The sequence below is a fragment of the Thermocatellispora tengchongensis genome, from assembly GCF_014202315.1.
GTDB classification, from domain to species: domain Bacteria; phylum Actinomycetota; class Actinomycetes; order Streptosporangiales; family Streptosporangiaceae; genus Thermocatellispora; species Thermocatellispora tengchongensis.
The window spans coordinates 163,940-187,943 of record NZ_JACHGN010000019.1 but is presented as its reverse complement, the minus strand read 5'-3'; the positions used below and the strand labels follow the sequence as shown (position 1 = coordinate 187,943).

Annotated in this window: 24 protein-coding genes; 8 read left to right on the top strand and 16 right to left on the bottom strand. The window is 72.7% G+C overall.

Annotation, left to right across the window (positions count from 1 at the left end):
* Positions 1-237: 237 nt before the first annotated feature.
* Genes HNP84_RS36695 through HNP84_RS36680 form a run of 4 tightly spaced genes read right to left on the bottom strand, consistent with a single transcriptional unit; the run spans position 238 to position 4,782 of the window.
* Positions 238-1,818, bottom strand: coding sequence for a bifunctional uroporphyrinogen-III C-methyltransferase/uroporphyrinogen-III synthase (locus HNP84_RS36695; RefSeq protein ID WP_185054615.1), 1,581 nt, complete (start codon positions 1,816-1,818; stop codon positions 238-240).
* Positions 1,815-2,729 (bottom strand): hydroxymethylbilane synthase, encoded by a 915-nt coding sequence (gene hemC / locus HNP84_RS36690; RefSeq protein ID WP_185054614.1) that lies wholly within the window; start codon positions 2,727-2,729, stop codon positions 1,815-1,817. The genes HNP84_RS36695 and hemC overlap by 4 nt, the downstream gene beginning before the upstream one ends.
* Entirely contained in the window at positions 2,726-4,078 is a 1,353-nt protein-coding gene (locus HNP84_RS36685; protein WP_185054613.1) for a glutamyl-tRNA reductase, read from the bottom strand. The genes hemC and HNP84_RS36685 overlap by 4 nt, the downstream gene beginning before the upstream one ends.
* Complete coding sequence (locus tag HNP84_RS36680) at positions 4,075-4,782, bottom strand: redox-sensing transcriptional repressor Rex (RefSeq protein WP_185054612.1); 708 nt, start codon at positions 4,780-4,782, stop codon at positions 4,075-4,077. Before HNP84_RS36680 ends, HNP84_RS36685 begins: the two co-directional genes overlap by 4 nt.
* A 176-nt stretch (positions 4,783-4,958) precedes the next feature.
* On the opposite strand from HNP84_RS36680, the gene HNP84_RS36675 reads away from it, so the two are divergent.
* Entirely contained in the window at positions 4,959-5,207 is a 249-nt protein-coding gene (locus HNP84_RS36675) for a glutaredoxin family protein (protein WP_185054611.1), read from the top strand.
* A 15-nt stretch (positions 5,208-5,222) separates the two neighbouring features.
* On the opposite strand, the gene HNP84_RS36670 is transcribed toward HNP84_RS36675, so the two are convergent.
* Complete coding sequence (locus HNP84_RS36670) at positions 5,223-7,058, bottom strand: antibiotic biosynthesis monooxygenase (RefSeq protein ID WP_185054610.1); 1,836 nt, start codon at positions 7,056-7,058, stop codon at positions 5,223-5,225.
* A gap of 212 nt (positions 7,059-7,270) precedes the next feature.
* Here HNP84_RS36670 and HNP84_RS36665 point away from each other — a divergent pair, with 212 nt between their 5' ends.
* The 3 genes from HNP84_RS36665 to HNP84_RS36655 all read left to right on the top strand — a co-directional run bounded on the left by HNP84_RS36665 (position 7,271) and on the right by HNP84_RS36655 (position 9,729).
* Positions 7,271-7,924, top strand: a complete 654-nt coding sequence (locus tag HNP84_RS36665) for a sigma-70 family RNA polymerase sigma factor (protein ID WP_185054609.1) — start codon at positions 7,271-7,273, stop codon at positions 7,922-7,924.
* 115 nt (positions 7,925-8,039) lie between these two features.
* Positions 8,040-8,774 carry a DUF5667 domain-containing protein gene (locus tag HNP84_RS36660; RefSeq protein ID WP_185054608.1) on the top strand — a complete coding sequence of 245 codons (735 nt, stop codon included), beginning with the start codon at positions 8,040-8,042 and terminating at the stop codon, positions 8,772-8,774.
* 82 nt (positions 8,775-8,856) lie between these two features.
* Entirely contained in the window at positions 8,857-9,729 is an 873-nt protein-coding gene (locus HNP84_RS36655; protein WP_185054607.1) for an HAD family hydrolase, read from the top strand.
* 144 nt (positions 9,730-9,873) lie between these two features.
* Here HNP84_RS36655 and HNP84_RS36650 read toward each other — a convergent pair whose 3' ends face one another.
* The 6 genes from HNP84_RS36650 to HNP84_RS36625 all read right to left on the bottom strand — a co-directional run bounded on the left by HNP84_RS36650 (position 9,874) and on the right by HNP84_RS36625 (position 14,663).
* A complete protein-coding gene (locus HNP84_RS36650; protein ID WP_185054606.1) occupies positions 9,874-10,785 on the bottom strand; it encodes a lysophospholipid acyltransferase family protein in 912 nt (303 codons plus the stop codon).
* A gap of 4 nt (positions 10,786-10,789) precedes the next feature.
* Entirely contained in the window at positions 10,790-11,821 is a 1,032-nt protein-coding gene (locus tag HNP84_RS36645; protein WP_185054605.1) for an NAD-dependent epimerase/dehydratase family protein, read from the bottom strand.
* 21 nt (positions 11,822-11,842) lie between these two features.
* The gene (locus HNP84_RS54035; RefSeq protein WP_018654693.1) at positions 11,843-11,941 is read right to left on the bottom strand and encodes a 30S ribosomal protein bS22; all 99 of its coding nucleotides are present in this window, start codon (positions 11,939-11,941) and stop codon (positions 11,843-11,845) included.
* 209 nt (positions 11,942-12,150) lie between these two features.
* Positions 12,151-12,354, bottom strand: a complete 204-nt coding sequence (locus tag HNP84_RS36635) for a helix-turn-helix domain-containing protein (protein ID WP_012887307.1) — start codon at positions 12,352-12,354, stop codon at positions 12,151-12,153.
* Between the two features lie 323 nt (positions 12,355-12,677).
* On the bottom strand, positions 12,678-13,460 hold the full coding sequence (locus HNP84_RS36630; RefSeq protein WP_185054604.1) for a phosphatase: 783 nt from the start codon (positions 13,458-13,460) through the stop codon (positions 12,678-12,680).
* A gap of 39 nt (positions 13,461-13,499) precedes the next feature.
* Positions 13,500-14,663 (bottom strand): acetoin utilization protein AcuC, encoded by a 1,164-nt coding sequence (locus tag HNP84_RS36625; protein ID WP_185054603.1) that lies wholly within the window; start codon positions 14,661-14,663, stop codon positions 13,500-13,502.
* An 82-nt stretch (positions 14,664-14,745) separates the two neighbouring features.
* Between HNP84_RS36625 and HNP84_RS36620 the strand changes: the two genes are divergently transcribed.
* The 4 genes from HNP84_RS36620 to HNP84_RS36605 all read left to right on the top strand — a co-directional run bounded on the left by HNP84_RS36620 (position 14,746) and on the right by HNP84_RS36605 (position 18,335).
* Positions 14,746-15,933 (top strand): sensor histidine kinase, encoded by a 1,188-nt coding sequence (locus tag HNP84_RS36620; RefSeq protein ID WP_185054602.1) that lies wholly within the window; start codon positions 14,746-14,748, stop codon positions 15,931-15,933.
* Positions 15,930-16,595 carry a response regulator gene (locus tag HNP84_RS36615; protein ID WP_185054601.1) on the top strand — a complete coding sequence of 222 codons (666 nt, stop codon included), beginning with the start codon at positions 15,930-15,932 and terminating at the stop codon, positions 16,593-16,595. The genes HNP84_RS36620 and HNP84_RS36615 overlap by 4 nt, the downstream gene beginning before the upstream one ends.
* An 88-nt stretch (positions 16,596-16,683) precedes the next feature.
* On the top strand, positions 16,684-17,595 hold the full coding sequence (locus HNP84_RS36610; RefSeq protein ID WP_185054600.1) for an ATP-binding cassette domain-containing protein: 912 nt from the start codon (positions 16,684-16,686) through the stop codon (positions 17,593-17,595).
* Positions 17,592-18,335, top strand: a complete 744-nt coding sequence (locus tag HNP84_RS36605; RefSeq protein WP_185054599.1) for an ABC transporter permease — start codon at positions 17,592-17,594, stop codon at positions 18,333-18,335. The genes HNP84_RS36610 and HNP84_RS36605 overlap by 4 nt, the downstream gene beginning before the upstream one ends.
* A 38-nt stretch (positions 18,336-18,373) precedes the next feature.
* Here the strand turns inward: HNP84_RS36605 and HNP84_RS36600 are convergent, their stop codons facing one another.
* The 5 genes from HNP84_RS36600 to HNP84_RS36580 all read right to left on the bottom strand — a co-directional run bounded on the left by HNP84_RS36600 (position 18,374) and on the right by HNP84_RS36580 (position 23,499).
* Positions 18,374-19,558, bottom strand: a complete 1,185-nt coding sequence (locus tag HNP84_RS36600) for an ABC transporter permease (protein WP_185054598.1) — start codon at positions 19,556-19,558, stop codon at positions 18,374-18,376.
* Complete coding sequence (locus HNP84_RS36595; RefSeq protein ID WP_185054597.1) at positions 19,555-20,259, bottom strand: ABC transporter ATP-binding protein; 705 nt, start codon at positions 20,257-20,259, stop codon at positions 19,555-19,557. The genes HNP84_RS36600 and HNP84_RS36595 overlap by 4 nt, the downstream gene beginning before the upstream one ends.
* The gene (locus tag HNP84_RS36590; RefSeq protein WP_185054596.1) at positions 20,256-21,671 is read right to left on the bottom strand and encodes an efflux RND transporter periplasmic adaptor subunit; all 1,416 of its coding nucleotides are present in this window, start codon (positions 21,669-21,671) and stop codon (positions 20,256-20,258) included. The genes HNP84_RS36595 and HNP84_RS36590 overlap by 4 nt, the downstream gene beginning before the upstream one ends.
* Positions 21,672-21,730: 59 nt before the next feature.
* Complete coding sequence (gene proC / locus HNP84_RS36585; protein WP_185054595.1) at positions 21,731-22,525, bottom strand: pyrroline-5-carboxylate reductase; 795 nt, start codon at positions 22,523-22,525, stop codon at positions 21,731-21,733.
* An 89-nt stretch (positions 22,526-22,614) separates the two neighbouring features.
* Positions 22,615-23,499: a LysR family transcriptional regulator gene (locus HNP84_RS36580; protein ID WP_185054594.1), complete on the bottom strand. Its 885-nt coding sequence runs from the start codon at positions 23,497-23,499 to the stop codon at positions 22,615-22,617.
* Between the last annotated feature and the right edge of the window lie 505 nt (positions 23,500-24,004).

Genomic DNA, 24,004 nt, shown 5'->3' with positions numbered 1-24,004 from the left:
CATCGGTCGCTCACCCTCCTCACTCGCTCCGCGGCCCGCTCGTACCTCACGGCCCACTCCGCTCGCTGCGTCGGGTTCGCTCCAGCACTCATCGGTCGCTCACCCTCCTCACTCGCTCCGCGGCCCGCTCGTACCTCACGGCCCACTCCGCTCGCTGCGTCGGGTTCGCTCCAGCACTCATCGGGGATCTCCTCGTGTGGCTCATATGGCCTGGTACGGCGCCCCGTGGACGCCGGTTCACTTCGCCCTGCGGCGGGCTCCTCGGCGCGTCTGGGAGGGCCTGCGGGGCGTCTCGCCCGCAGCCAGCGCGGCCTGCCGCTGCTTGGCACCGTACTCCGCCAGCGCCGCCGCGAGGGCCGAAGCGGACGGTTTGTCGGCCATGACGTCCACGCGCAGCCCGAACTCCTCGGCGGTCTTGGCGGTCTGCGGGCCGATGACCGCGATCACCGTGACGTTGTGCGGCTTGCCGGCGATGCCGACCAGGTTGCGCACCGTGGAGGAGGAGGTGAACAGCACCGCGTCGAACCCGCCGCCCTTGATGGCCTCGCGGATCGGCGCGGGCGGGGGCGAGGCGCGCACGGTGCGGTAGGCCGTCACGTCGTCGCACTCCCAGCCCAGCTCGGTGAGCCCGGCGACCAGCGCCTCGGTGGCGATGTCGGCGCGCGGCAGCAGCACCCGGTTGATCGGGTCGAGCATCGAGTCGTACGGCGGCCACTCCGCGAGCAGGCCCTCGGAGGACTGCTCGCCCGAGGGCACCAGGTCGGGCCGGACGCCGAAGTCGATCAGCGCCTTGGCGGTGGCCTCGCCGACCGCCGAGACCTTCAGCCCGGCGAACGCGCGGGCGTCCAGGCCGTACTCCTCGAACTTCTCCCGCACCGCCTTGACGGCGTTGGCGCTGGTGAAGGCCACCCACTCGTAGCGGCCGGTGACCAGGCCCTTGATCGCGCGGTCCATCTGCTGCGGGGTGCGCGGCGGCTCCACGGAGATCGTCGGCACCTCCTCGGGCACGGCCCCGTACGAGCGGAGCTGCTCCGACAGGCCCGCGGCCTGCTCCTTGGTGCGCGGCACGAGCACCCGCCAGCCGAACAGCGGCTTGGTCTCGAACCACGACAGCCGCTCGCGCATGCCCACCGCGTCGCCCACCACGATCAGCGCGGGCTCGGTCATGCCCGCGTGCTTCAGGTCGGCGGTGAGCCGGCCCAGCGTGGACACCACGGTGTGCTGGTCGGTGGTGGTGCCCGCGCTGGTCACCGCCACCGGGGTGGAGTCGGGACGGCCGGCCGCGACCAGCGCCTTGCCGATCGCCGGGGCCTCGGCCACCCCGTTGTAGATGACCAGGGTGCCCTGGGTGGAGGCGTGCGCGGACCAGTCGTCCACCTGCCGGGCGTCCACGACCCGGAACTCGGGCACGCCCGCCGCCGGCGGGATGCCGGCGTAGGTCAGCACCGCCGTCGCCGGGGTCACGCCCGGCACGATCTCGAAGTCCACCTCCGCCTTGACGCAGGCGGCGACCTCCTCCTCCACCGAGGAGAAGAACATCGGGTCGCCGGGGCACAGGCGCACCACGCGCCGGCCCTTGGCCGCGGCCTGGGCGGCGGTGATCGACGCGGCCTCGTCCGCGGCGGTGTCGATCACCTCCACGCCTTCGCGGGCATGGGCCAGCAGCCGCCCGTACGCCTGCGCGTCGAGGACCACGGTGTCGGCCTTGGCGAGGAGGTCGGCCCCCCGCAGCGTCAGAAGGTGCTCGTCACCGGGACCGGCGCCGACGAAGGCGACGAACCCGGCGGGCTGCTCGAAGGTCGGACTGTTGGGGCTCAATGGGTCTGCTCCCCCATCAACGTGCCGGCCCCGTCGGCGATCATGGCGGCCGCTAGGTCGCGACCGAGCGCCATGGCCTCCAGCGGAGATCCGGCGGCGGACTTGCGCACCGCCCCGGTGCCGTCAACCGAGACGACGGTGGCGGTCAGGTTCAGAATGTGCCCGTCGGTGACCGAGTATGCCCCCACCGGAGCCGCGCAACCGGCTTCGAGCGCGGCGAGGACCGCCCGCTCCGCGGTCACCGCGGCCCGGGTGGCCGGGTCGTCCAGCACGGACAGCAACTCGATCAGATCGTCCCGCGCGGCGTGGCACTCCACCGCGAGGGAACCCTGGCCGGGGGCGGGCAGCATCTCCTCGACCTCGAAGACCTGCGCGATCTCGCCCTCTCTGGCGATCCTGGCCAGCCCGGCGGCGGCGAGCACCACCGCGTCCAGCTCGCCGGAGTGCACCTTGCCGATCCGGGTGTCGGCGTTGCCGCGGATGGCGACGTAGTCGAGGTCGGGGCGGAGCAGCCGGAGCTGCGCCACCCGGCGCGGCGAGCCGGTGCCGACCTTGGCCCCGGGGGCGAGGTCGGCCAGCTTGACCGGGCCGACCAGCGCGTCGCGCGGGTCGTCGCGCACGGGGGTCGCGGCCAGCGCGATGCGGGGATCGGGCCTGGTGGGCAGGTCCTTCAGCGAGTGGACGGCGAAGTCGACCTCGCCCTCGATCAGCTTGTCGCGCAGCGCGCTGACGAACACGCCGGTGCCGCCGAGCTGGGTGAGGTTCGCCTTGGTGACGTCGCCGAACGTGGTCACGCCGACCAGCTCGACCGGGCGGCCGGTCAGCTCGGTCAGCCGGTCGGCCACCATCTGTGACTGGGTGGTGGCCATGAGGCTGCGCCTGGTGCCCAGGCGGAGCGGGGTGGTGCTCATCGCGGGTTCCCCCCGTCGGTGTCGCCTGGAATGCCGGCGTCGCCGGGAATCTCGCTGGTACGCCGGATCGCCTCGGGCACCTGCGGGTCGAGATTGAACAGCTCGCGCAGCGCCTCGGCGTAATGATCCCCCGAAGAGGACGCCGCGAGCTGCTTGACACGCACGGTGGGCTCGTGCAGCAGCTTGTCCACCACCCTGCGGATGGTCTGGGTGACCTCCTCGCGGGTGCGCCCGTCCATCTCGGGCACGCGCGACATCAGCCGGCCCAGCTCGGCCTCCATCACCTCCGACGCCTTGGTACGCAGCGCGATCACGGTGGGGGTGACCCTGGCGGCCCTGACGGCCTCAAGGTAGCCGCCGACCTCCTCGACCACGATGCGGCGCGCGGCGGCGATGGCCGCGGCCCGTCCGCCGTCGCCGTCCTCGCCGTCCTGGCCGAGGCCGGAGTCCTGCATGGACTCCAGATCGACCAGCGTGACGCCGGGCACCGCGCGCACCGCGGGATCGACGTCGTGCGGGAGCGCCAGGTCGAGCAGGAACACCGGCCGGTCGGAGCGCGGCGCCACCATGTCGGCGGTCACCACGAGGTTGCCCGCGCCGGTGCAGGAGATCACGATGTCGGCCGCGGCCAGCTCGGCGGTCAGGTCGTCGAGCGCGACGGCCCGGCCGCCGACGGTCTCGGCGAGGCGCACGCCGCGCTCGTAGGTGCGGTTGGCGATGACGATGTCGCTCACGCCCGCCCGCGCCAGCGTGGCGGCGGACAGGGCGCTCATCGAGCCCGCCCCGACGACCAGGGCGCGGCGGCCGGCGATGGGGCCGAGCACCCGCTCGGCGAGGGTGAGGCCGACGCCCACGAGCGAGGCGCCGGCGCGGTCGATGCCGGTGTCGGAGTGGACCCGCTTGCCGACCCGCAGCGCGTGCTGGGCCAGCTCGTTCAGGGTGGGGCCGAGGGTGTCCTGGTCCTGGGCGAGGCGGAGCGCCTGGCGCACCTGGCCGAGGATCTGCCCCTCGCCCACCACCATCGAGTCGAGCCCGCTGGCCACCGAGAACAGGTGGTGGACCGCGCGCTCCTCGTAGTGGACGTACAGGTGCGGGGCGAGCGCCTCGACGGGGATGCCGGAGTGCCGGCTGAGCATGTCGGTCACGGCGGTCACGGCGCCGTGGAAGCGATCGACGTCGGCGTAGACCTCGACGCGGTTGCACGTGGAGACGACCAGGGCCTCGGCCACGCACGCGTCGCGGTGGACGTCGTGGAGCAGCTTCACCAGCGCGTCGCCGGAGACGGACACGCGCTCCAACAGGGCCACCGGAGCGGTGCGGTGGCTGACTCCCACAGCGAGAACGCTCATGCGCTTTCCCCTCGCTGCCACTCCTCGGCCATTACCGGCCCCCCACTTTCGCGATCCGCTTTGCGCTGCTCGTGGAACGCAAGGATCTGCAGTTCTATGGACAAATCGACTTTACGGACATCGACACCGTCGGGAACCGAAAGCACGACAGGGGCGAAGTTCAGGATGCTGGTGACCCCCGCCGCCGTCACCCTGTCGCAGACCTGCTGCGCCGCGGCCGCCGGGGTGGCGATCACCACGATCGACACTCCCCGCCGCGCGATCACGGTCTCAAGCTCGTCGATGTGCTCCACATTCAATCCGGCGATGCGGTCGCCCACAACGTCGGGGTCGGAGTCGAGCAGCGCCGCCACGCGGAACCCGCGGGAGACGAAGCCGCCGTAGTTGGCCAGCGCCCGGCCCAGGTTACCCACTCCGACGATGGCGACCGCCCAGTCCTGGGTGAGGCCCAGCTCCCGGGAGATCTGGTAGATGAGGTATTCGACGTCGTAGCCCACGCCCCGGGTGCCGTACGACCCGAGGTGCGAGAGGTCCTTGCGCAGCTTGGCGGAGTTGACCCCCGCCGCCTCGGCGAGATCCTCCGAGCTCACCGTGGCCACCCCGCGCTCGGTCATGCCCGTCAGGGCCCGCAGGTACAGCGGCAGCCGGGCGACGGTCGCCTCGGGTATGCCACGGTCACGGGCTTGCGGCAGGCGGCGGATCACGGCCGGAACTCCAGGTGACAGGCGTCCGACGCGGCACGGCCGCGCTCACGGATGCGACGGATATCAAGGTGACGACACCGGCTTCCAGGTTAATCCCTTTGTGAACAGATGCACAAAGTGAGTGGTCGCCGATGCCTCCAGGGGGAAGCGCGGAGGTGAGCGGCTACCGTTGCGGCATGAGCCCTACTTCGCATCGGATCACCCTGCTGGGCAAGCCCGGCTGCCACCTGTGCGACGACGCCCGCGCCGTGATCGCCCGCGTCGCCGGCGAGCTGGGGGTCCCCTGGGAGGAGCGGGACATCACCCAGTCGCCGGAGGACTACGAGAAGTACTGGGAGATGATCCCGGTGACGCTGATCGACGGCGTCCAGCACGACTACTGGCGGGTGGACGAGCAGCGCCTCCGCAAGGCGCTGACCGGCTAGAACCAGAGCGGCCCGTCAGATGAACGCCGTCGGGAGCGGCATCACCTTGGCGGCGTTCACGGTCAGCTCGATCACGTTGGTGGCCAGCACCAGGGACGCGCGCTCGGTCACGAAGCGCTCCACGTGCGGCTGGCGCTGGTGCTCGCGGTAGGCGACCTCGTCGCGGTACAGCTCGTACACGATGCGCTGCAGCGGCGCCGACTTCACCGAGTGGCAGGAGTAGACCAGGCTGTCGGGCTCGTTGCGGCGCACGCCCTCGACGGTCTCCTCGGCGAGGCGGTCGAACGCCTCGCCCGCGCCGTCGATGAGCGTGAAGACGGTCAGCAGGCCGTAGATGCTGGGCGAGGGCCGCCCGCCGCCCTGACGGCCGTCGCCGCCAGGCCCCCCTGGACCACCAGGCCCGCCGGTCAGCTCCGCGCCCGGATACATGACGCCGGTGCCCGGCATGCCGAACTCCTGCTCCGGCCGGGCCCGCCTGCCCTCGGGCCGGGCGTGCGCGCCGGTGTCGATGCGCGCGTGCGCGCCGGTCTCGGGGCCGCCGAGGCCGCGCTGCCCGGCCGCGAGCGCCGCCCCCGAGGCCGCCGGGCGGGCGCCGTTGGCGAACATCTGCGGGTCGGCGTCCATGATGTAGCCGGTCGCGGGCCCGCCGAAGGAGTCGTCGTCGCCGGCGAAGCCGTCGCGGCGCGCGAAGAGATCGTCCGGGCGGCCCTGCCCCTGCTGGTCACCGCGCCGGGCGAACGGGTCGTCGGGGCGGCCGTGGGGCTCCTCACGCCGCGCGAAGAGGTCGTCCGGACGGCCGTGCGGCTCCTCGGGCCGCGCGAACGGGTCGTCGGGGCGGCCCTGCTGGTCGCCGCGGCGGCCGAACGGGTCGTCGGGGCCGGGCTGCATGCGCGCCGCGTAATCGACCTCCTGCTCGCCCGCGCGGTACTCGGCCACCAGGTCGCCGAGCCCGGAGCGCCGCCTGCCCTCGCGTACGGGCCGGCCGGGCTGGGAGGGCGGGCCGCCGGAGTCCATGGCCGAGGCGGTGGTCACCGGCACGGGCTCGGGGGCGCGCCGCCTGCCGCCCGGGGGCGCGGCCGGCTCGGGCGTCTTGGCGCCGGCGACCAGCCGGTCCTGCCGGGGGCCGCGGTTCCAGCCGCCGCTCTCGCCCTCGATCTCGTCATCCTCGTCGTCGTCCTCGTACGGCGCGAGCGGGCGCAGCACGGAGTACCAGACGGCCGCGGCGAGCACCACGAGCAGCGCGGTGGTGAAGATCCCGGAGTCGGCGAACCGCATCGCGGCCACCAGCGCGAGCGCGGCCGGGGCGAGCACCAGCGAGGCGTGCAGGTTGTCGGTGTCGTACTCGTCGCCGTTGCGCCAGCGCTTGGCCGCGACGGCGAGCGACCCGAGCATGATCAGCACGACCGCGACGTGGCCGCACACCAACAGGTACGTGGGCGGGGTGCCCCAATGGTCGCTCGCGGTCGGCAGGACCTTGCCGAGGTCGCTCTCCTTGCTCACCGGGTCGAGCGTCAGGATGACCAGGGCGACGAAGGTGAACGCGCCGCCCCACAGCCAGGCGAGGAACTTCACCGGCGTCTTGCGCGCGAGGAGCTGGACCAGGCCGATGGCGGTCCACAGCGGCGCGACCAGTGATCCAGACATCTGGTAAAGCCGGAATGTGGTCGCCCCAAACCCCACCAGATGGCCGATCGCCACTACGCCGAGTGACACGCAGAGGGCGGCCGTCGCGGCGGCCCACGCGCCCAGCCAGCCGGTCGGCTCGGAGCGGAACCGGCCGACGAGCGCACCGGTGGCGATGGCGGACAGCAGAGCACCGGCGAACGCGAGGACAGCGACGAGGACTTCCATGGTGCCTCCCATGCTGCCGGACATTCACCCCAACCGGTAGCGGATGTTCGGACTCCGCCAGTCAATTCGCAGCCGATGAACCGGTCCATACCGTATCGGCGGTTACAGGTCGTCACGACGGCGCCCGCCAGAAACGGCACACCGGATTGTGATATTTCCCTATCGTTCCTAGAGTGGGCGCACGCCGCTCCCCTCCTCCCCAGGGACACCGGATGCCGAATACGTGGCCGTACGTTGGAGTTCTCCCGCCCGCCACCACCGGAGAGTCCGCGCGAACCGGCGACCCCGCGGTGCCCCGCGACGCCCCCGAGACCGAGGACGGCGAGTTGCGGACACTGGTCCTGCGCGCCAAGACCGGCGACGCCGAGGCCTTCGGAACGCTCTACGACCGCTACCTCGACCTGGTCTACCGGTACGTGTACTTCCGGGTGGGCTCGCACCCGCTCGCCGAGGACCTCACCAGCGAGACCTTCCTGCGGGCCCTGCGCAGGATCGCCGACTTCACCTGGCAGGGCCGCGACTTCGGCGCCTGGCTGGTCACGATCGCGCGCAACCTCGTCGCCGACCACTTCAAGTCCGGCCGCTACCGGCTGGAGGTGTCCACCGCCGAGGTGCTGGACGTCCCGCTCGACGGGCCGAACATCCCCGAGAACGCCGTGGTCGCCGCCATGGTCAACGACGAGGTGCTGCGCGCCGTACGCGAGCTCAACGCCGAGCAGCAGGAGTGCGTGGTGCTGCGCTTCCTGCACGGCATGACCCTGGCCGAGACCGCGCTCGTGATGGGCAAGAACAGCGGCGCCATCAAGGCCCTGCAGTTCCGCGCCGTCCGCGCCCTGGGCCGCGCCCTGAGAGCCCACCTGGCCTGACCGCCCGCGCCGTTGGGGCGTGCTCCGCCGGGGCACGTAACCTGTCGGGGCGGCTTCTCGTTAGGCATGTGGGACACCGAGGATCACCCTCGCTCGGGGGCGGCAGGGAGCGTTCATGCGTATGTGGCGACCACTGCGGCGGCGGACGCGGCGACGGCACGCCCAGGGACGCACGCAGGCACGCCTGACCGAGCACCTGACCGAGCACCTGGAGCGCCTGGGTTCCGGCGTCCTGTCCGGCGACGAGACCGGCCCCCGCCCCGCCTTCCGCGCCCGGCTCAGGGACGAGCTGCTGGCCGCGTACGCACGAGACCGCGACCGAGACGACCGGACCCCCGAGCCCACCCCCACAGCTCAGCCCGCCGCGCCCGCCCGCCGCCGGCACCCCGCGATGATCCCCCAGCTCGCCACGTTCGGGGTGGCGCTGCTGCTGACCGTCACCGGCCTGGTCGCGTACCGGTCGGTGCCCGGCGACGTCCTCTACCCGCTCAAGCGCGGCGCCGAGAGCACGTTGCTGCGGTTCAGCACCGACGAGGTGGACCGCGCCGAACGCGAGCTGCACGCGGCGCGCGAGCGCGCGGCCGAGGTCGCGGCGCTGCTCGGCTCGCCCGACCGGCTGAACCTGGTGGACGAGACGCTGGACGACATGGAGAAGACGACCCGCTCGGCCATCAGCACCCTCGAACGGGCCGAGCGTCCCGGCGACCAGGGCACCAAGAGCAAGATGCGCCGCTTCGCCGAGGAGCAGCACGACACCGTCGCCCCGATGCTGTCCAAGATGGACGAGGAGGCCCAGCGCCAGGCCAGCGGCTACCTCAACTACATCGAGGGCCTCGCCGCTCCCGACTGAGCGCTTGCTGTGGGAGACACGTCACGCTCCTCTTACACGGCGTACCGATCGCGGCCATCTGTGACGGTTAAGCTGAGAGACTATGAGGCGGCTATTACGACGGCGGGAACGGGCCGAGCTGGCGGGAGCGGCGGCCGCGGCCACCGCGGTCGACAAGCCCGCCGAGCCCGACCCCACGGCGGCGGCCTTCTTCGACGTCGACAACACGATGATGCGCGGCGCGTCGATCTACCACTTCGCCCGCGGCCTGGCCGCGCGCGGCCTGTTCACCACCAAGGACCTCCTCCGCTTCGCGATCGGCCAGGCGGTCTTCCGCGTGCGCGGCAACGAGAACCCCGACCACATCACCGAGGCCAAGGAGACCGCCCTGGCCTTCGTCGCCGGCCTCAAGGTCGCCGACGTCGTGACTCTGGGCGAGGAGATCTACGACGAGGTGATGGCCGACCGCATCTGGGCCCCCACCCGCGCCCTGGCCCAGTCCCACCTCGACGCCGGCCGCCGCGTCTGGCTGGTCACCGCCACCCCCATCGAACTCGCCGACGTCATCGCCCGCCGCCTGAGCCTCACCGGCGCCCTGGGCACCGTCGCCGAGACCGAGAACGGCGTCTACACCGGCCGCCTCGTCGGCGACCTCCTCCACGGCCCCGCCAAGGCCGAGGCCGTACGCGCCCTGGCCCGCCGCGAGGGCCTGGACCTGTCCCGCTGCTACGCCTACAGCGACTCGGCCAACGACCTCCCCCTGCTCTCCCTGGTCGGCCACGCCCACGCCATCAACCCCGACTCCGAACTCCGCGACCACGCCAGGACCCACGGCTGGGAGATCGACGACTTCCGCCGCGGCCGCAAGGCCACCATGATCGGCCTCCCCATAGCAGCCGGCGCCGGCGCGGTGGCCGGCGGCGTAGCCGCCGCGATAGCCCTCCGCCGCATCTACCGCTCCACCTCCCCCTCCTGAGCCGGACGCCCAGGGCTCCGGGCACGAGGACGCGTCCGCCAGGGGCCCGCCTACAGAGCCACGATCCCAGGGGAGTGTGCCGGGCCGGAGCGTGAGCCGCATGCGGAAGCAGGACGGCATGAGGGCCTCACCGGCTGAGCGGGCCTAGAAGAGCGGCGGGAACGCGTGGCCGCGGCGGAGGCGCAGCTCGGTCAGTTGTTGCTGGATGGTCTCTCTGACGTGGTCGGTGAGGTTGAGGACGACCATGGGGTCCTCGGCCTCGGCGGGGTCGTATTCGTCGGTGCGGATGGGCTCGCCGAAGCCGATGATCCACTTGGACGGCAGGGGGATCAGGCCGAGCGGGCCCAGCCAGGGGAACAGCGGGGTGATCGGGAAGTACGGCAGGCCGAGCATGCGGGCCAGGACCTTCACGTCGCCCAGCTTGGGGTAGATCTCCTCGGCGCCGACGATGGCGCACGGGAGGATCGGGGCGCCGGCGCGGATCGCCGACGCGACGAAGCCGCCGCGGCCGAAGCGCTGGAGTTTGTAGCGTTCGGAGAAGGGCTTGCCCACGCCCTTGAAGCCCTCGGGGAACACGCCGACGAGTTCGCCCTTGCGCAGCAGGCGGTCGGCGTCTTCGCGGCAGGCGAGGGTGTGGCCGGTCTTGCGGCTCAGGTGGCTGAGGAACGGGAGCTGATAGACCAGGTCGGCGCCGAGGAGGCGTACGGCGCGGCCCGCCTCGTCGTGCAGGGCGACCTGGAGCATCAGCGCGTCCACGGGGACCGTGCCGGAGTGGTTGGCCACCACCAGGGCGCCGGTGTCGGCGGGGACGTGTTCCAGGCCCGTGGTCTCCACGCGGAACCAGTGGCGGTAGAGCGGGCGCAGCAGCTCCAGCAGGACCTTGTCGGTCAGTTCGGGGTCGTAGCCGAACTCGTCCACGTCGTACTCGCCGGTTATGCGGCGGCGGAGGTAGGCCAGGGCCTCGGCGAGGCGGTCGGGGACCCCGTCGTCGTTCCGTGCGCGGTCCTCGCGGGCGGAGGTGATCGGGATCACCTTGGCCGGCTGGGCGTTCGCCATCTCATCATCTCCTGGCCAGCGCTCCCGAGGCCCAGTCGAACACGACGGCCGGGAGCCCGTTGGGCAGGTCACGGGAGCGCAGGAAGTCGTCGAAGGCCGCCGCCGTGGTGAACTTGGGCCGCCAGCCCAGCTCGGCGGCGAGGGCGGCGGTGTCGACGGCGCGGCCGAAGCGCATCAGACGCAGTTGCTCGGGGGAGAAGTCGACCAGCCCGGCTCCGCGGGCGAGGTCGCCGAGCATGCGGAACGCGGGCGACGGGATCGGCATGGTCAGCAGCCCGGCGCGGCGTACGCACTGCGACAGCAGCAGCACGCCGTCGCCCGCGACGTTGTAGGTGCCGGGGTGGTCCTCCAGGGCCATCCGGCGCAGGACCTCCACGCCGTCGTCCTCGTGGACGAACTGCAGCCGCGGGTCGAAGCCGAGCACGGTCGGCACCATCGGCTGGGCGAAGTAGCGCGTCAACGGGGAGTCGACGCCGGGGCCCATGAAGTTCGCGAAGCGCAGCGTGGACACCGTCACGTCGGGGCGGCGGCGCGCGAAGCCGCGTACGTAGCCCTCGACCTCGGTGGCGTCCTTGGCGTAGCCGTGGCTCGGCGCCTCCGGCGGCTCGGCGTCCTCGGTGAAGACGGCCGGGTCGCGCGGCGAGGAGCCGTAGACGGCCGTGGTGGAGCGCACCACGACCCGCCTGACCAGCGCCGAGCGCTGACACGCGGCGAGAAGCTGCATGGTGCCGATGACGTTGTGCTCTTTCATCCGCGCCCGGCTGCCGGCGCTCCGGGAGGGGGCGCTGACCAGGCTGACGTGGACGACGGTGTCGATGTCGGCAGCCGCGATCACCTCGGCGATGTCGGGGCTGCGCAGATCGACGCGCACGAACTCCGTGCGGCCGAGCGGCACGCCGCCATGCTTGGCCGGCGATGGCGGCGGCACCGTGTCCACTCCGATGACCCGGTCGATCTCCGGGTCTGCTGCGAGGACGCTCGCCACTCGTGCGCCGATGTGGCGGGCGACCCCGGTGACGAGCACGGTGTGGGTCATCGGCGCCTCGCAGATCCGCGTCTACTTCTTGTTTCGCCGCTGGATGCGGGTCTTCTTCAGAAGCTTGCGGTGCTTCTTCTTCGCCATGCGCTTGCGGCGCTTCTTGATCACAGAGCCCACGGGACCCCCAGGTCTTGATAGGAAGCCGGATCGGCGTGCAGAAGCACACCGGCCCAACAGCCTACCGGCGATCCGCGGTGGATCGCCCCCTGGGGGGACCCCGGAGCCTACACTCGCGACGCGATCATGACCATGACCGGGGGCTTTCCCGGGCATGACCATGTCGCGCCGCTACTCCAGCGAAGCGGCGGACCCTCGCCCTGTCCGCTTCATCCCGCCTCGATGTAGGCATCCCTGAGATAGTCGTGCACCGCCTGCTCGGGCACTCTGAAGGAGCGGCCGACCCGGATGGCCGGCAGCTCGCCCGAGTGCACGAGCCGGTACACCGTCATCTTGGACACCCGCATGACGGTGGCTACCTCCGCCACCGTCAGGAACTTCACCTCGCTGAGAGGTCTTTCGCCTGCACCCATCGGACGCCTCTTCCGCACGTGTATCCGGGTTATCCCCACTGGTGCCATTGCTCACGCACGTGTACTGCCGTCAGCGTAAGGCGGGACTCCGAGTGCGCAAACCCCCTAGTTCATCAGTCTTCGGAGCCACCTGTCAGCGAAATCCACGAAATCGCTGGCCAGCAGCCGGGTCGTGCCCTCGCCGTGCTGTTGGAACGGACCAACTTGTCTACACATAAGAGTCGCCCACGAACCCCAAAAAGTTGGCAAACCACCGTCGAGGCGGCCGGAATGCAGGCGCGAAAAACTGGTATAGGGAGGACCGTAATGGGGCGAACCGCGACTCACAGGGCCCGCGTGACCCTTGAGACTAGGTACGCGGTCAACGGATCGTAATAGCGGGGCAACACGTTGTCATCGAGCGGGACGGTCACCGCGATCTTGCCCTCGGCCTCGCCGACGAACAGCGCGGGGTCGTTGCTGTCGGCGAACCCGACCGTCGGCAGCCCCGCCTCACCCGCCGCGCCGGCCCAGCCGTGGTCGGCGACGACGAGGTCCGGACGCACCCCGTCCAGCTCGGCGATCATGGCCCGCATCGGGTCGGCGTCATGGGTGTGCACGAACCCGCCGCGGTCGTCGAGCATCGCGACGCCGCCGAAGTAGCGGATGCGGCGCCTGCGGCCGAACCCGTGGCCGACGTAGCTCCAGCCCTCGGCCGGGGTCAGCAGCGTCGCGCCGTGCTGGACCGCGAGCCGGGCGAGCGGGAGGTGGATGGCCAGCAGCCCGGTCGGGTGGCCGGTGGCGAACATCAGCCGCGCGCGGCCGCCGGCGAGGACCTGCCCGATGCGCTCCCCCATGGCCTCGATCGCGTCGATGGTCCGGTCGGGGTCGATGGTGTCCTGGCCCGAGCGGTGCTCGGGGTCGGCCACGACGCCGGCCGACTTGGCCATCAGCGCGAGCACGTCGCGGTAGGACCAGCCGTCGGAGAGGGTCAGCCCGAACAGGTGGTACGGGTCGCGGTTGGCCAGCGACCGGTAGTGGTCGAGGTTGTTCTCGCGGCTGGTCGCGACGTCCCCGGCGATGCGGGTGCGCACGAGGTGGTCACGGAGTTCGGCTCTGGTGGGCACGCCGGTATCACCGGCTACGGTTACGAAATCCACGGGGGCTCACATGAGGGGGTCGAGGCCGTGTGAGGGGAACACGGCGTTCCTGGTCGCGACGATTGCCCTGTCGATCGGGTCTTCAGGGGTGTAACCGGTGGAAAAGTCACGAAATTCCGGTGAGCGCCCGTCGGTCATCGACAGCGGCGGCACCTCCGTCGTACGCCGCCCGACCAGCTCGCGCCACCCCGCGGGGGTCGGCGTGCCGGGGTCGAGCGGGTGCCCGGCCACCTCGGCGATGAGGTGCGTCCACGCCCTGGGCACCACCTGCACCAGCTCGTAGCCGCCCCCGCCGGTCACGACCCAGCGCCCGCCCGCGGTCTCGTGCGCGAGCCCGTGCAGGGCGGCGTACGCGGTGCGCTGGCCGTCCACGCTCAGCATGAGATGCGCCAGCGGGTCCAGCGCGTGGCTGTCGCAGCCGTGCTGGGTGACCAGGACCTCCGGGCGGAACTCGCGCAGCAGCGGCGGCACGATCGCGTGGAAGGCCCGCAGCCATCCCGCGTCGCCGCACCCGGCCGGCAGCGCGACGTTGACCGCGGTGCCCTCGGCGCCGGTCTCGCTGGGGAAGCCGGTGCCGGGGAACAGGGTGCGCGGGCTCTCGTGCAGGCTGATCGTCAGCACCCGCGGGTCGTCGTAGAACATCGCCTGCACGCCGTCGCCGTGGTGGACGTCCACGTCCACGTACGCGATGCGGGCGGCGCCCTGCTCCAGCATCCACGCGATGGCGATGGCCGGGTCGTTGTAGACGCAGAACCCGCTCGCCTGCGCGGGCATGGCGTGGTGCAGCCCGCCCGCCACGTTGACCGCGTGCTCGGCCTCCCCCGACCAGACCGCGCGCGCCGCCGCCAGGCTGGCCCCGGCGATCAGCGCGGACGCCTCGTGCACGCCGGCGAAGGCGGGGTTGTCACCGGTGCCCAGCCCGATCGCGATGTCGGGACGGCCGTGCGCCGAGACCCGCTTGACGGCGTCGATGTAGTCGCGCTTGTGCACCATGGCCAGCTCGTCGTCGCCGGCGGGACGGCACGGCACGACCTCGACCTTGTCCAGCACGCCCAGCTCGCGGGCCAGGGCCATGGTGAGCTCCACGCGCACCGGCACGAGCGGGTGTCCCGGGCCGAAGTCGTAGGAGGTGAGCTCGTCATCCCATACCACCCGTACCGACCGGCTCATCCGCGCTCTCCTCGGTTTCACGCCTTTCCGGCGACGTTACAGCACCGCTTCCGACTTGTAGCGCATGCCGTACTGTCGAGCCATGCGCCTGGAGGGCTTACGCCGCGTGTCGCGCTTCCTGCGCCGCCCCGTCGTGCTCGACAGCCTGCTCGCGGTGCTGGTGGCCACCTTGGAGATCACCGCGGTACGCGCGATGCACCCCGGGGATTCGCCCGAGCGGCTGATCGGCTACGCGATGGCGGCCGTGGGCGCGGCGGCACTGGTGGCCCGGCGCACCCGGCCGATCACGGTGCTCGCCGTGACTCTCGCCGCCGACGTGCTGAACACCCGGCTCGGGGTGAGCGACCCGGCCACGCTGCCGACCACGATCGCGCTCTACAGCCTGGGCCGGCACACGCCCGCGCGGACCGCGTGGATCACCGGAGCCGTCTCGTGCGTCGTATTCGCGTTGCAGTACGTCGGGCTTCCGGTGAACCCGCCCGGCGAGGTCACCTTGCCGACGCTGGGGCCGCTGGTGCTGGTGGGGGTGGGGCAGTTGCTGCGGCTGCGGGCGGAGCTGCGCGAGCGGCGCGAGCAGGGCATGGCCGAGGCGGCCGTACGCGCCGAGCGGCAGCGGATCGCGCGCGAGCTGCACGACGTGGTGGCGCACCACATCAGCGTGATCAACGTGCTCGTGGGCGCGGGGCGTACCACGATGGCCACCGACCCGGCGCGGGCCGAGGAGGCGCTGCGCACCGCCGAGCGCACCGCCCGCGAGGCGATGGCCGAGATGCGCCAGCTCCTGCACGTGCTGCGCGCCGACGACACCGAGGAGGAGGGGAAGATCGCGCCGGAGAACAACGCGGGCGTGGGCGCCGGCGCGCTGCCGACGCTGGTCGAGCAGGCGGTGCGCGCCGGGCTGCCCACCCGGCTGGAGGTGTCCGGCGAGCCGGTCCCGCTGCCCGCCTCCGTGGACCACGCGGTCTACCGGATCGTGCAGGAGGCCCTGACCAACACCCGCAAACACGCGGCCGGCGCCAGGGCGAGCGTGCTGGTGCGCTACCTGCCGGGCGCGGTGGAGGTGGAGGTGCTCGACGACGGCTCGGGCCCGGCGCCCGGAGCCCGGGGCGGCGGGTTCGGGCTGGGCGGGATGGCCGAGCGGGTGGCGCTGTGCAACGGGCAGCTCCAGACGGGGCCGCGCCCGGAGGGCGGGTTCCGGGTGTACGCGTGCATGCCGGCGCCCCGGCGCCCGGAGAGTATGGCGGAGCCGGCGCGGGAGGACGCCAAGTGATCACGGTACTGCTCGTGGACGACCAGGCCCTGGTGCGCACCGGGTTCCGGATGATCCTGGACGCCCAGCCCGACATGTCGGTGGTCGGCGAGGCCGCCGAGGGCGAGGAGGCCGTCCGGCTGAGCCGGGAGCTGCGGCCCGAGGTCGTGCTGATGGACGTGCACATGCCCGGCGTGGACGGCGTGGCCGCGACGGGCCGCATCGCCGACGAGCTGCCGGACGTACGGGTGCTCGGGCTGAGCACGTTCGACCTGGACGAGTACGTCGTGGCGATGCTGCGCGCCGGGGCGTCCGGGTTCCTGCCCAAGGACATCTCGCCGGAGGAGCTGGTGGAGGGCATCCGGGTGGTGCACCGGGGCGACTCGGCGGTGGCGCCCCGGCTGCTGACCCGCCTGATCGGCACGTTCGTGCGCGCGGCCAGGCCGGCCGCGGCCCCCGCGGCGGCGGAGCTGGACGGGCTCACCGACCGCGAGCGCGAGGTGCTGCTGCTGATCGCGCGCGGACGCTCCAACGCCGAGATCGCCGAGCTGCTGAGCCTGTCGCCGTCCACCGTGAAGAACCACGTGACCAGCCTCTTCGCCAAGATCGGCGCCCGTGACCGGGCCCAGGCGGTCATCGCGGCGTACGAGGCGGGGCTGGTGACCCCGGGAGCGTCCTCCTAGTCCCGGCCCCGCCCGGTACCCCGCTCCCACCGCAAGGACCGTGCGCCGGGAGGAGGCCGGGGCGGGTTCGGGCGGCGAACCTGGATACATGATCGAGGTCGAGTCACTCACCAAACGCTACGGGCGCGTCACGGCGGTGGACGGGCTGTCGTTCCAGGTGGACGGCGGCCGGGTCACCGGCTTCCTGGGCCCGAACGGCGCGGGCAAATCCACGACCATGCGCATGATCCTCGGGCTGGACCACCCCACCGCGGGCACGGCCCGCATCGGCGGCCGGGCGTACCGGGAGCTGCGGCACCCGCTGCGCGAGGTCGGCGCGCTGCTGGACGCCAGGGCGGTGCACGGCGGGCGCACGGCCCGCGACCACCTGCTCTGCCTGGCGCGCAGCAACGGCATCCCCGCCTCCCGCGTGGGCGAGGTGCTGGGCATCGTCGGCCTGTCGGACGTGGCCGGGCGGCGCGTCGGCGGCTTCTCGCTGGGCATGGCGCAGCGGCTCGGGATCGCGGCGGCGCTGCTCGGCGATCCGGGCATCCTGCTGTTCGACGAGCCGGTCAACGGCCTGGACCCCGAGGGCATCCTGTGGATCCGGACGCTGATGCGCGACCTGGCCGCCGAGGGCCGCACCGTCTTCGTCTCCAGCCATCTGATGAGCGAGATGGCGCAGACCGCCGACCATCTGATCGTCATCGGCCGGGGCCGGCTGGTCGCCGACACCGGCGTGGACGTGTTCATCGCGCGCAGCTCCCGCCGGTACGTACGGGTGCGCGCGCCCCGCCTCGCCGACCTGGCCGCCCTGCTCAAGACGACCGGCGAGGTCGAGGACCACGGTGACCACCTGCGCGTCACCGGCATGCCCGCCGCCGAAGTGGGCGAGGCCGCCGCGGGGGCCGGCCTGACCCTGCACGAACTGGCCACCGTCGAGCCGACGCTGGAGGCCGCCTACATGGAGCTGACAAAGGGGACAGGGGAGACAAGGGAGATAGGGGAGTACGTGTCATGACCGATGTGCTGCGCTCGGAATGGATCAAGATCCGTTCGGTCCGGTCCACGCTGTGGACCCTGCTCACCACGGTGGTGGTGATGATCGCGCTCGGCTTCCTGATCGCCGCCTCGACGGCGAGCCTGGGCGAGCGGGCCGCGTTCGATCCCACCATGGCCAGCCTGTCGGGCGGATCGGTCGCGTCGCTGGTGATCGCCGCGCTCGGCGTACTGGTGATCAGCGGTGAGTACCGCACCGGGATGATCCACACCTCGCTGCTGGCGGTGCCCGACCGGCTACGCCTGCTCACCGCCAAGATCGCGGTCTTCAGCGCGGTGGCCTTCGCGGTGTCGCTGGCCGCCTCGCTCGCATCGTTCCTGGTCGGCGCGATGGTCTTCGGCGAGGACGCCCCCGGCCTCGGCGACCCCGGCGTGCTGCGGGCGGTCCTGGGCAGCGCGCTGTTCCTGACCGCCGGCGGCCTGTACGGCCTGGCGTTCGGCGCCCTGATCCGGCACACCGCGGGCGCGATCGTCGCGGTCGCCGCGGCCACCGTGGTGCTGCCGCAGATGACGAACCTGCTCCCGGGCACCTGGGGCGACGTGGTGCACGACTACTTCACCACCAACGCGGGCCAGCGCATCCTCTCGGCCTCGCCGCAGGACGGCGGACTGGGGCCGTGGGCCGGGTTCGGCGTCTACTGCGCCTGGATCACCCTCACCATGGTCCCGGCCGCGCTGCTGATGGTCCGCCGCGACGCGTGACCCCCCTCCTACTCGGTGCGCTTCTACTCGGTGCGCTTCTACTCGGTGCGCAGTGCGACCACCGGGTCCAGGCGACCCGCGCGGCGGGCGGGGGCGACGCCGAAGAACACCCCCACCGCCGCCGACACGCCGAAGGCCAGCGCGACCGACCACCACGTGATCGAGGCCGGAACCGGAGAGAGCGCCTGGATCAGCAGCGCGCCGCCGACGCCGAGCAGGATGCCGAGCACCCCGCCGATCGTGGTCAGCAGCACCGCCTCGATCAGGAACTGGGCGAGCACGTCGCGCTGGCGCGCGCCGAGCGCCTTGCGCAGCCCGATCTCCTTGGTCCGCTCGCGCACGCTCACCAGCATGATGTTGGACACCCCGACCCCGCCCACGAGCAGCGAGATGCCCGCGATGGCGGCCAGCACGCCGGTGAGCATGGCGAGCACGCTGCCGATCGTGCCGAGCAACTGGGTCTGGGTGACCGCGGAGAACCGCTCGCCGGGGTAGCGGTCGGCGAGGGCGGCCAGCACCCGCCGCTGCATCGGCTCGATCTGGTCCGGCCCGGACGCGCCGACCGCGATGCCCTGGATGCGGGAGAGCCCGAGCAGCCGCTGCGCCGTGGTGACCGGGATGTGCACCTCCTGGTCGCGGGCGACGCCGAAGGTCGCGCCCACGGTGGCGTACACGCCGACGACACGGAACCTGGCGCCGGAGATCGTGAGCTGCCGGCCGAGGGGATCGACGTCGCCGAACAGCCGGTCGGCGACCTCGGCGCCGAGGATCGCGACCCGCCGGCGGGTGTCCACGTCGGTCTCGCTGAGATACCGGCCGCGGGCGAGCGGGCGCTCGAAGATGTTGGGCAGGTTCTCGTCGGTGCCGTTGATCGTGACGAACGCCTCGGTACGCCCCACGCGTACGGTCTCGCCGGACGTGACCGAGACCGTGACCCGGGACGGGTCGCCGACGGCCCGCCGCACGTACGCCACGTCGGCCAGGTCCAGGCGGCTCTGCGTCGGCACCGCGCCCACGCCGATCTGGCCCGGCACGACCAGGATGATGTTGCTGCCCAGCCCCGCGATCTCGCTCTCGATCGCGTCCTTGGCGCCGGTGCCGATCGCGACCAGCACCACCACCGCCGACACGCCGATCACCACGCCGAGCATGGTGAGCATGCTGCGCAGCCGGTTGACCCGCAGCGCGTCCAGCGCCATGGCGAACGCCTCCGCCGTCCTCACCGGCCGTCCTCCGGCTCCACCAGGCCGTCGCGGACGCGGATGCGCCGGTCGGCGCGGGCCGCGACCTCGGCGTCGTGGGTCACCAGCACCACCGCGACCCCGCCCCCGGCGTTGAGCCGGGCCAGCAGGTCCATGACCTCCGCCCCGTTGCGGGTGTCGAGGTTGCCGGTGGGCTCGTCGGCCAGCACCACCTTGGGCTCGCCGACGAGCGCGCGGGCGATGGCCACCCGCTGCTGCTCGCCGCCGGACATCTGCGAGGGCCGGTGGTCGAGACGGTGCTCCAGGCCCACGGCGGCCAGGGCGGCGCGGGCCCGCTCCCGCCGCGCCGCACGCGACACGCCCCGGTACACCAGCGGCAGCGCCACGTTGTCCAGCGCGGTGGTGCGGCCCATCAGGTGGAAGGACTGGAACACGAAGCCGATCGTGCGGTTGCGCAGCTCGGCCAGCTTGGTCTCCGACAGCGTGGACACGTCCACGCCGTCCACCAGCAGCGTGCCCGAGGTCGGCCGGTCCAGGCAGCCGAGCAGGTGCATCAGGGTGGACTTGCCGGAGCCCGACGGGCCCACGATCGCCACGAAGTCGCCGTGCTCGATGCGCAGCGACACGCCCCGCAGGGCGTCCACCGACACCCCGTCCAGGCGGTAGGACCGGCGCAGGTCGATCGCCTCGAACGCCGCGCTGCCCCGCTCGGCCGGGCTCACCGGACGCGCTGCCCCGCGCGTACGCCGTCGGCGCCGCGCACCACCACCTGGTCGCCCGGGGCGAGCCCGGACAGGACCTCCACCAGCGCCTCGCCCTGCGCGCCCAGCCGCACCGTGCGCCGCTCGGCCGTGCCGTCGGCCCGCACCGCCCACACCACGCTGTCGCGCCCGCTGGTCACCACGGCGGAGGCGGGCACGGCCACGGCGTCGGGCGAGTCCTTGACCGTCAGGCGGGTGACCGCGCTCATGCCGGGCTTGGGCGTGGGGGCCTTGCGGCCGTCGTCGTAGCGGCCGGAGCCGAGCTTCAGGCGTACGGGGTAGCTGACGCCGCCGGTCGTGCCCTGCAGCGGCGTGATGCCGACGCCGGTGACCTCGGCGGTGTAGGTGGCGCCCGGCACCGCGTCCAGCTCGATCTGGGCCGGGGTGCCACGCTTGACCAGCAGCACGTCGGTCTCGTCCACGTCGGCGGAGACGTTGAGCGCCGACACGTCGGTCACGGTGACCACCGGGTCGCCCGCCCCGACCGGGACGCCGGCGGCGATGGCGCTGCCGCCGCCCGTGCCCCCGCCGGTGCCCTCGGCCGCGCCGCCCAGGCCGCCGGTCGCCTGGCCGAGGCCGCCGCCGACCTGGCCGAGCAGCGCCGACAGGTCGGGCGCGCCGCCGCCACCGCCGGAGGACGTGCCCAGGGTGACCACGCCGTCGAACGGCGCCTTGACGCTCAGCCCCGCCACGGTGGCCCGCGCCGTCCTCAGCGCGGCCCGGGTCTGGGTGCGGGACGCGGCCTGGAGCGAGGCCATGGACTCGGTCAGGCCGCCCAGCCCGCTGCTGAGCTGCCCGGTGAGCTGGGAGAGCACCCCGTTGACCGACCGGTTCAGGTCGCGCATGATCGCCGCGAGCGCGCGCCGCTGCGCCCGGTGCTGCTCCTCGGCCAGGTCGATCGCGCCGAGCAGGTGCTTGCGCGCGGTGGCGTCCTCGACCTTGCGGGCCTCCCGGCGCGCCCGGTCGAACCGCCTGGCCACCTCGCGGTCCAGCTCGCGGGTGTCCAGGCCGGCCAGGTTGACGGTGGGCGCCGCGAACGCGGGCCTGGGCGCGTTCGCCGAGGCGGAGGCCAGCTCGTCGGCCTTGCGGGCCTGGTCGAGCTGGTCTTCGGCCTGGGGCGAGCTGATCCTGACCAGGATCCGGCCCTTCTCGACCCGCTCGCCGTCACGTACGTAGACCTTGGCCACCGTGCCCTGGGCCGGCGAGCGCAGCGTCGCCGTGGCGCGGGCGCCGATCGTGCCCGGGGCCTCGACGACCTCGCTGACCGGCGCGCGGCGCACCTCGCCCACCTGGACGCCGCTCGGCTCGTCGGCCGTGCAGCCGCCGAGGGCGAGCAGGACCAGCAACGGGGGGATACCGCGACGAATCGCCACGATCACATCGTAGGAGGGGGTGACGCCGCCCCACCGGCGAACGCCCCCCTCTGGCCGGGCTACCCCTTGGCCAGCTCGCGCCCCCGGTCGCGCGCGGCCTCGATCGCGGCCAGGAACGCCGCCCGTACGCTGTGCCGCTCCAGCTCCGCGATGGCCGCGATGGTGGTGCCGCCCGGCGAGGTGACGGCCTCGCGCAGGATCACCGGGTGCTCCCCCGAGTCGCGCAGCATGATCGCCGCGCCCACGATCGACTGCGTCACCATGTCGAGCGCCGCCGCACGCGGCATGCCGAGCAGGATGCCCGCGTCGACCATGGCCTCGACCAGGTAGAAGAAGTACGCTGGCCCGCTGCCGGACAGCGCGGTCGCGGCGTCCTGCTGCGACTCGGGGATGCGCAGCACCTTGCCGACCGGCGACAGCAGTTCCTCGGTCAGCCGCAGCTCCTCGTCGCCCGCGTGCGCGCCCGCCGAGATCACGCTCATCGCCTCGTCCACCAGGACCGGGGTGTTGGACATCACCCGGACCACGGGCACCTCGTCGCCGAGCCGCGACTCCACGAACGCCGTCGTGATCCCGGCCGCGGCCGAGATCACCAGCCGGCCGGCGGGGACGTACGGGGAGATCTCGTCGAGCAGGGACGCCATGTCCTGCGGCTTGACCGCCAGGATGAGCGTGTCGGCCACCTTGGCGGCCTCGGCGTTGGACACGATCCGCACGCCGTAGCGCTCGGCCAGCACCTGGCCCCGCTCGGACCGCCGCACGGTGGCCACGATCTCGCTCGGCTTCACCCCGGCCCGGAGCAGCCCTGACATCAGGGCCTCCCCCATCTTGCCGGCCCCCAGAATCGCGATCATTGCCCCACCTCACTACAACCCGGCGACAGTCAAGCAGCCTACCGGGGGGCGCGTGCCGGGAAGCGCTGTCCCGCCACGCGCCCGTGCGGCTAGGCGACCTCGCGGACGACCTCCAGGAAGTTGGCGGTGACGACCGCGGGATCGGCCTGGCGCCAGACCGCGGCGACCTGCCAGTTGGAGGTGTGGTGCCGGATGGGGGTGATGGTGACCGAACGCGGTGCGATGCTGCGGGCGCTGGCCGGGACCAGGGCGATGCCCACGCCCGCGGAGACCAGGGCCAGGACGGTCTGCAGGTCGTGGGCCTCCTGCACGACGTCCAGGCGTGTGCCGATGCCTGCGCGGAAGCGCTCGATCTGCTCGGCCAGGCCGGGCCCCTGGGAGGCGACCAGGCGGACGATGCGGCGCTCGGGGAGCCAGCGGGCCAGCTCGCCGGTCTCGGTGGGGACGCGATCGTGCTCCTCGGCGGAGGCCAGGGAGGCGATGGCCAAATAGTCCTCGCGCAGGACCAGCCGTTCGAGGTCGTCGTCGATCGGCAGCCGCACGAAGCCGACGTGCAGCTCGCCCGCGCGCAGGCGCTCGATCTGGGTCTGGGAGGACATGTCGTCCAGGACGATGTCAACGTCGGGGTAGCGGCGGCGGAAAGCTGCGACGGCCCGCGGGGCCAGCTCGATGCTGGACATCCCGAAGCCCACGCACAGCCGCCCGGCCTCGCCCCGGGCGACCTGCCGCGCCCGCCAGGCGAGCACCTCGGCCCGGCGTACGACGTCGCGAGCGTCGGGCAGCAGCACCCGGCCCAGGTCGGTGAGCACGGCGCCGTGCCGGCCCCGGTCGAATAACTGCCCGCCGAGTTGCGCTTCCAGCGACTGGATCTGTTTGGTCAGGGCCGGCTGAGTCACCGACAGACGCTCTGCCGCCCTGCCGAAATGTCGGCATTCGACCACCGCGAGAAAAGCCTGGAGTCGACGCACATCCATTCTGGCATGTTATCGAATAAGCCCATTGGATTCACTGACGGAATCACCACAGCTTGTCGGAGTGAAGAGTCACCATTCTCGGCAGCCCTCTACAACTCCCACGCTACCGGCGCAAGACCCCCGATCGGAGGTCAACACCCGCCCGCTGGAGGCGAGCGAACCGAATGCCCCCCACCGCCCGCAAGAGCCCGTGCGACGAACGGCACGACCCCTGCGCCGTACGGTCGAACGCGCAGCCCGCGATTTCCCGCCCCGTCACCCTCCGCTAACGTCCCCCGCCCAATCCCCCGTTGGAGCGGGCGGAAGTGCCGCGCATCCCCACGGGGGACGCGGCGGGAGTATCGCGCACCTCCACGGCGCGAAGGGGCAGGCGGAGGTCCACGCCCCCACAGCGGGGTGCGAGACGGCGCCGAGGCGGGCGGGAGTGTCGCCCCCAGGCGCGGGCGGGGGGCGCCTACCCTCCGGCGTGCGGAGGGAGGCGGGCCGGGGTGTCGCCCGCCCCCCA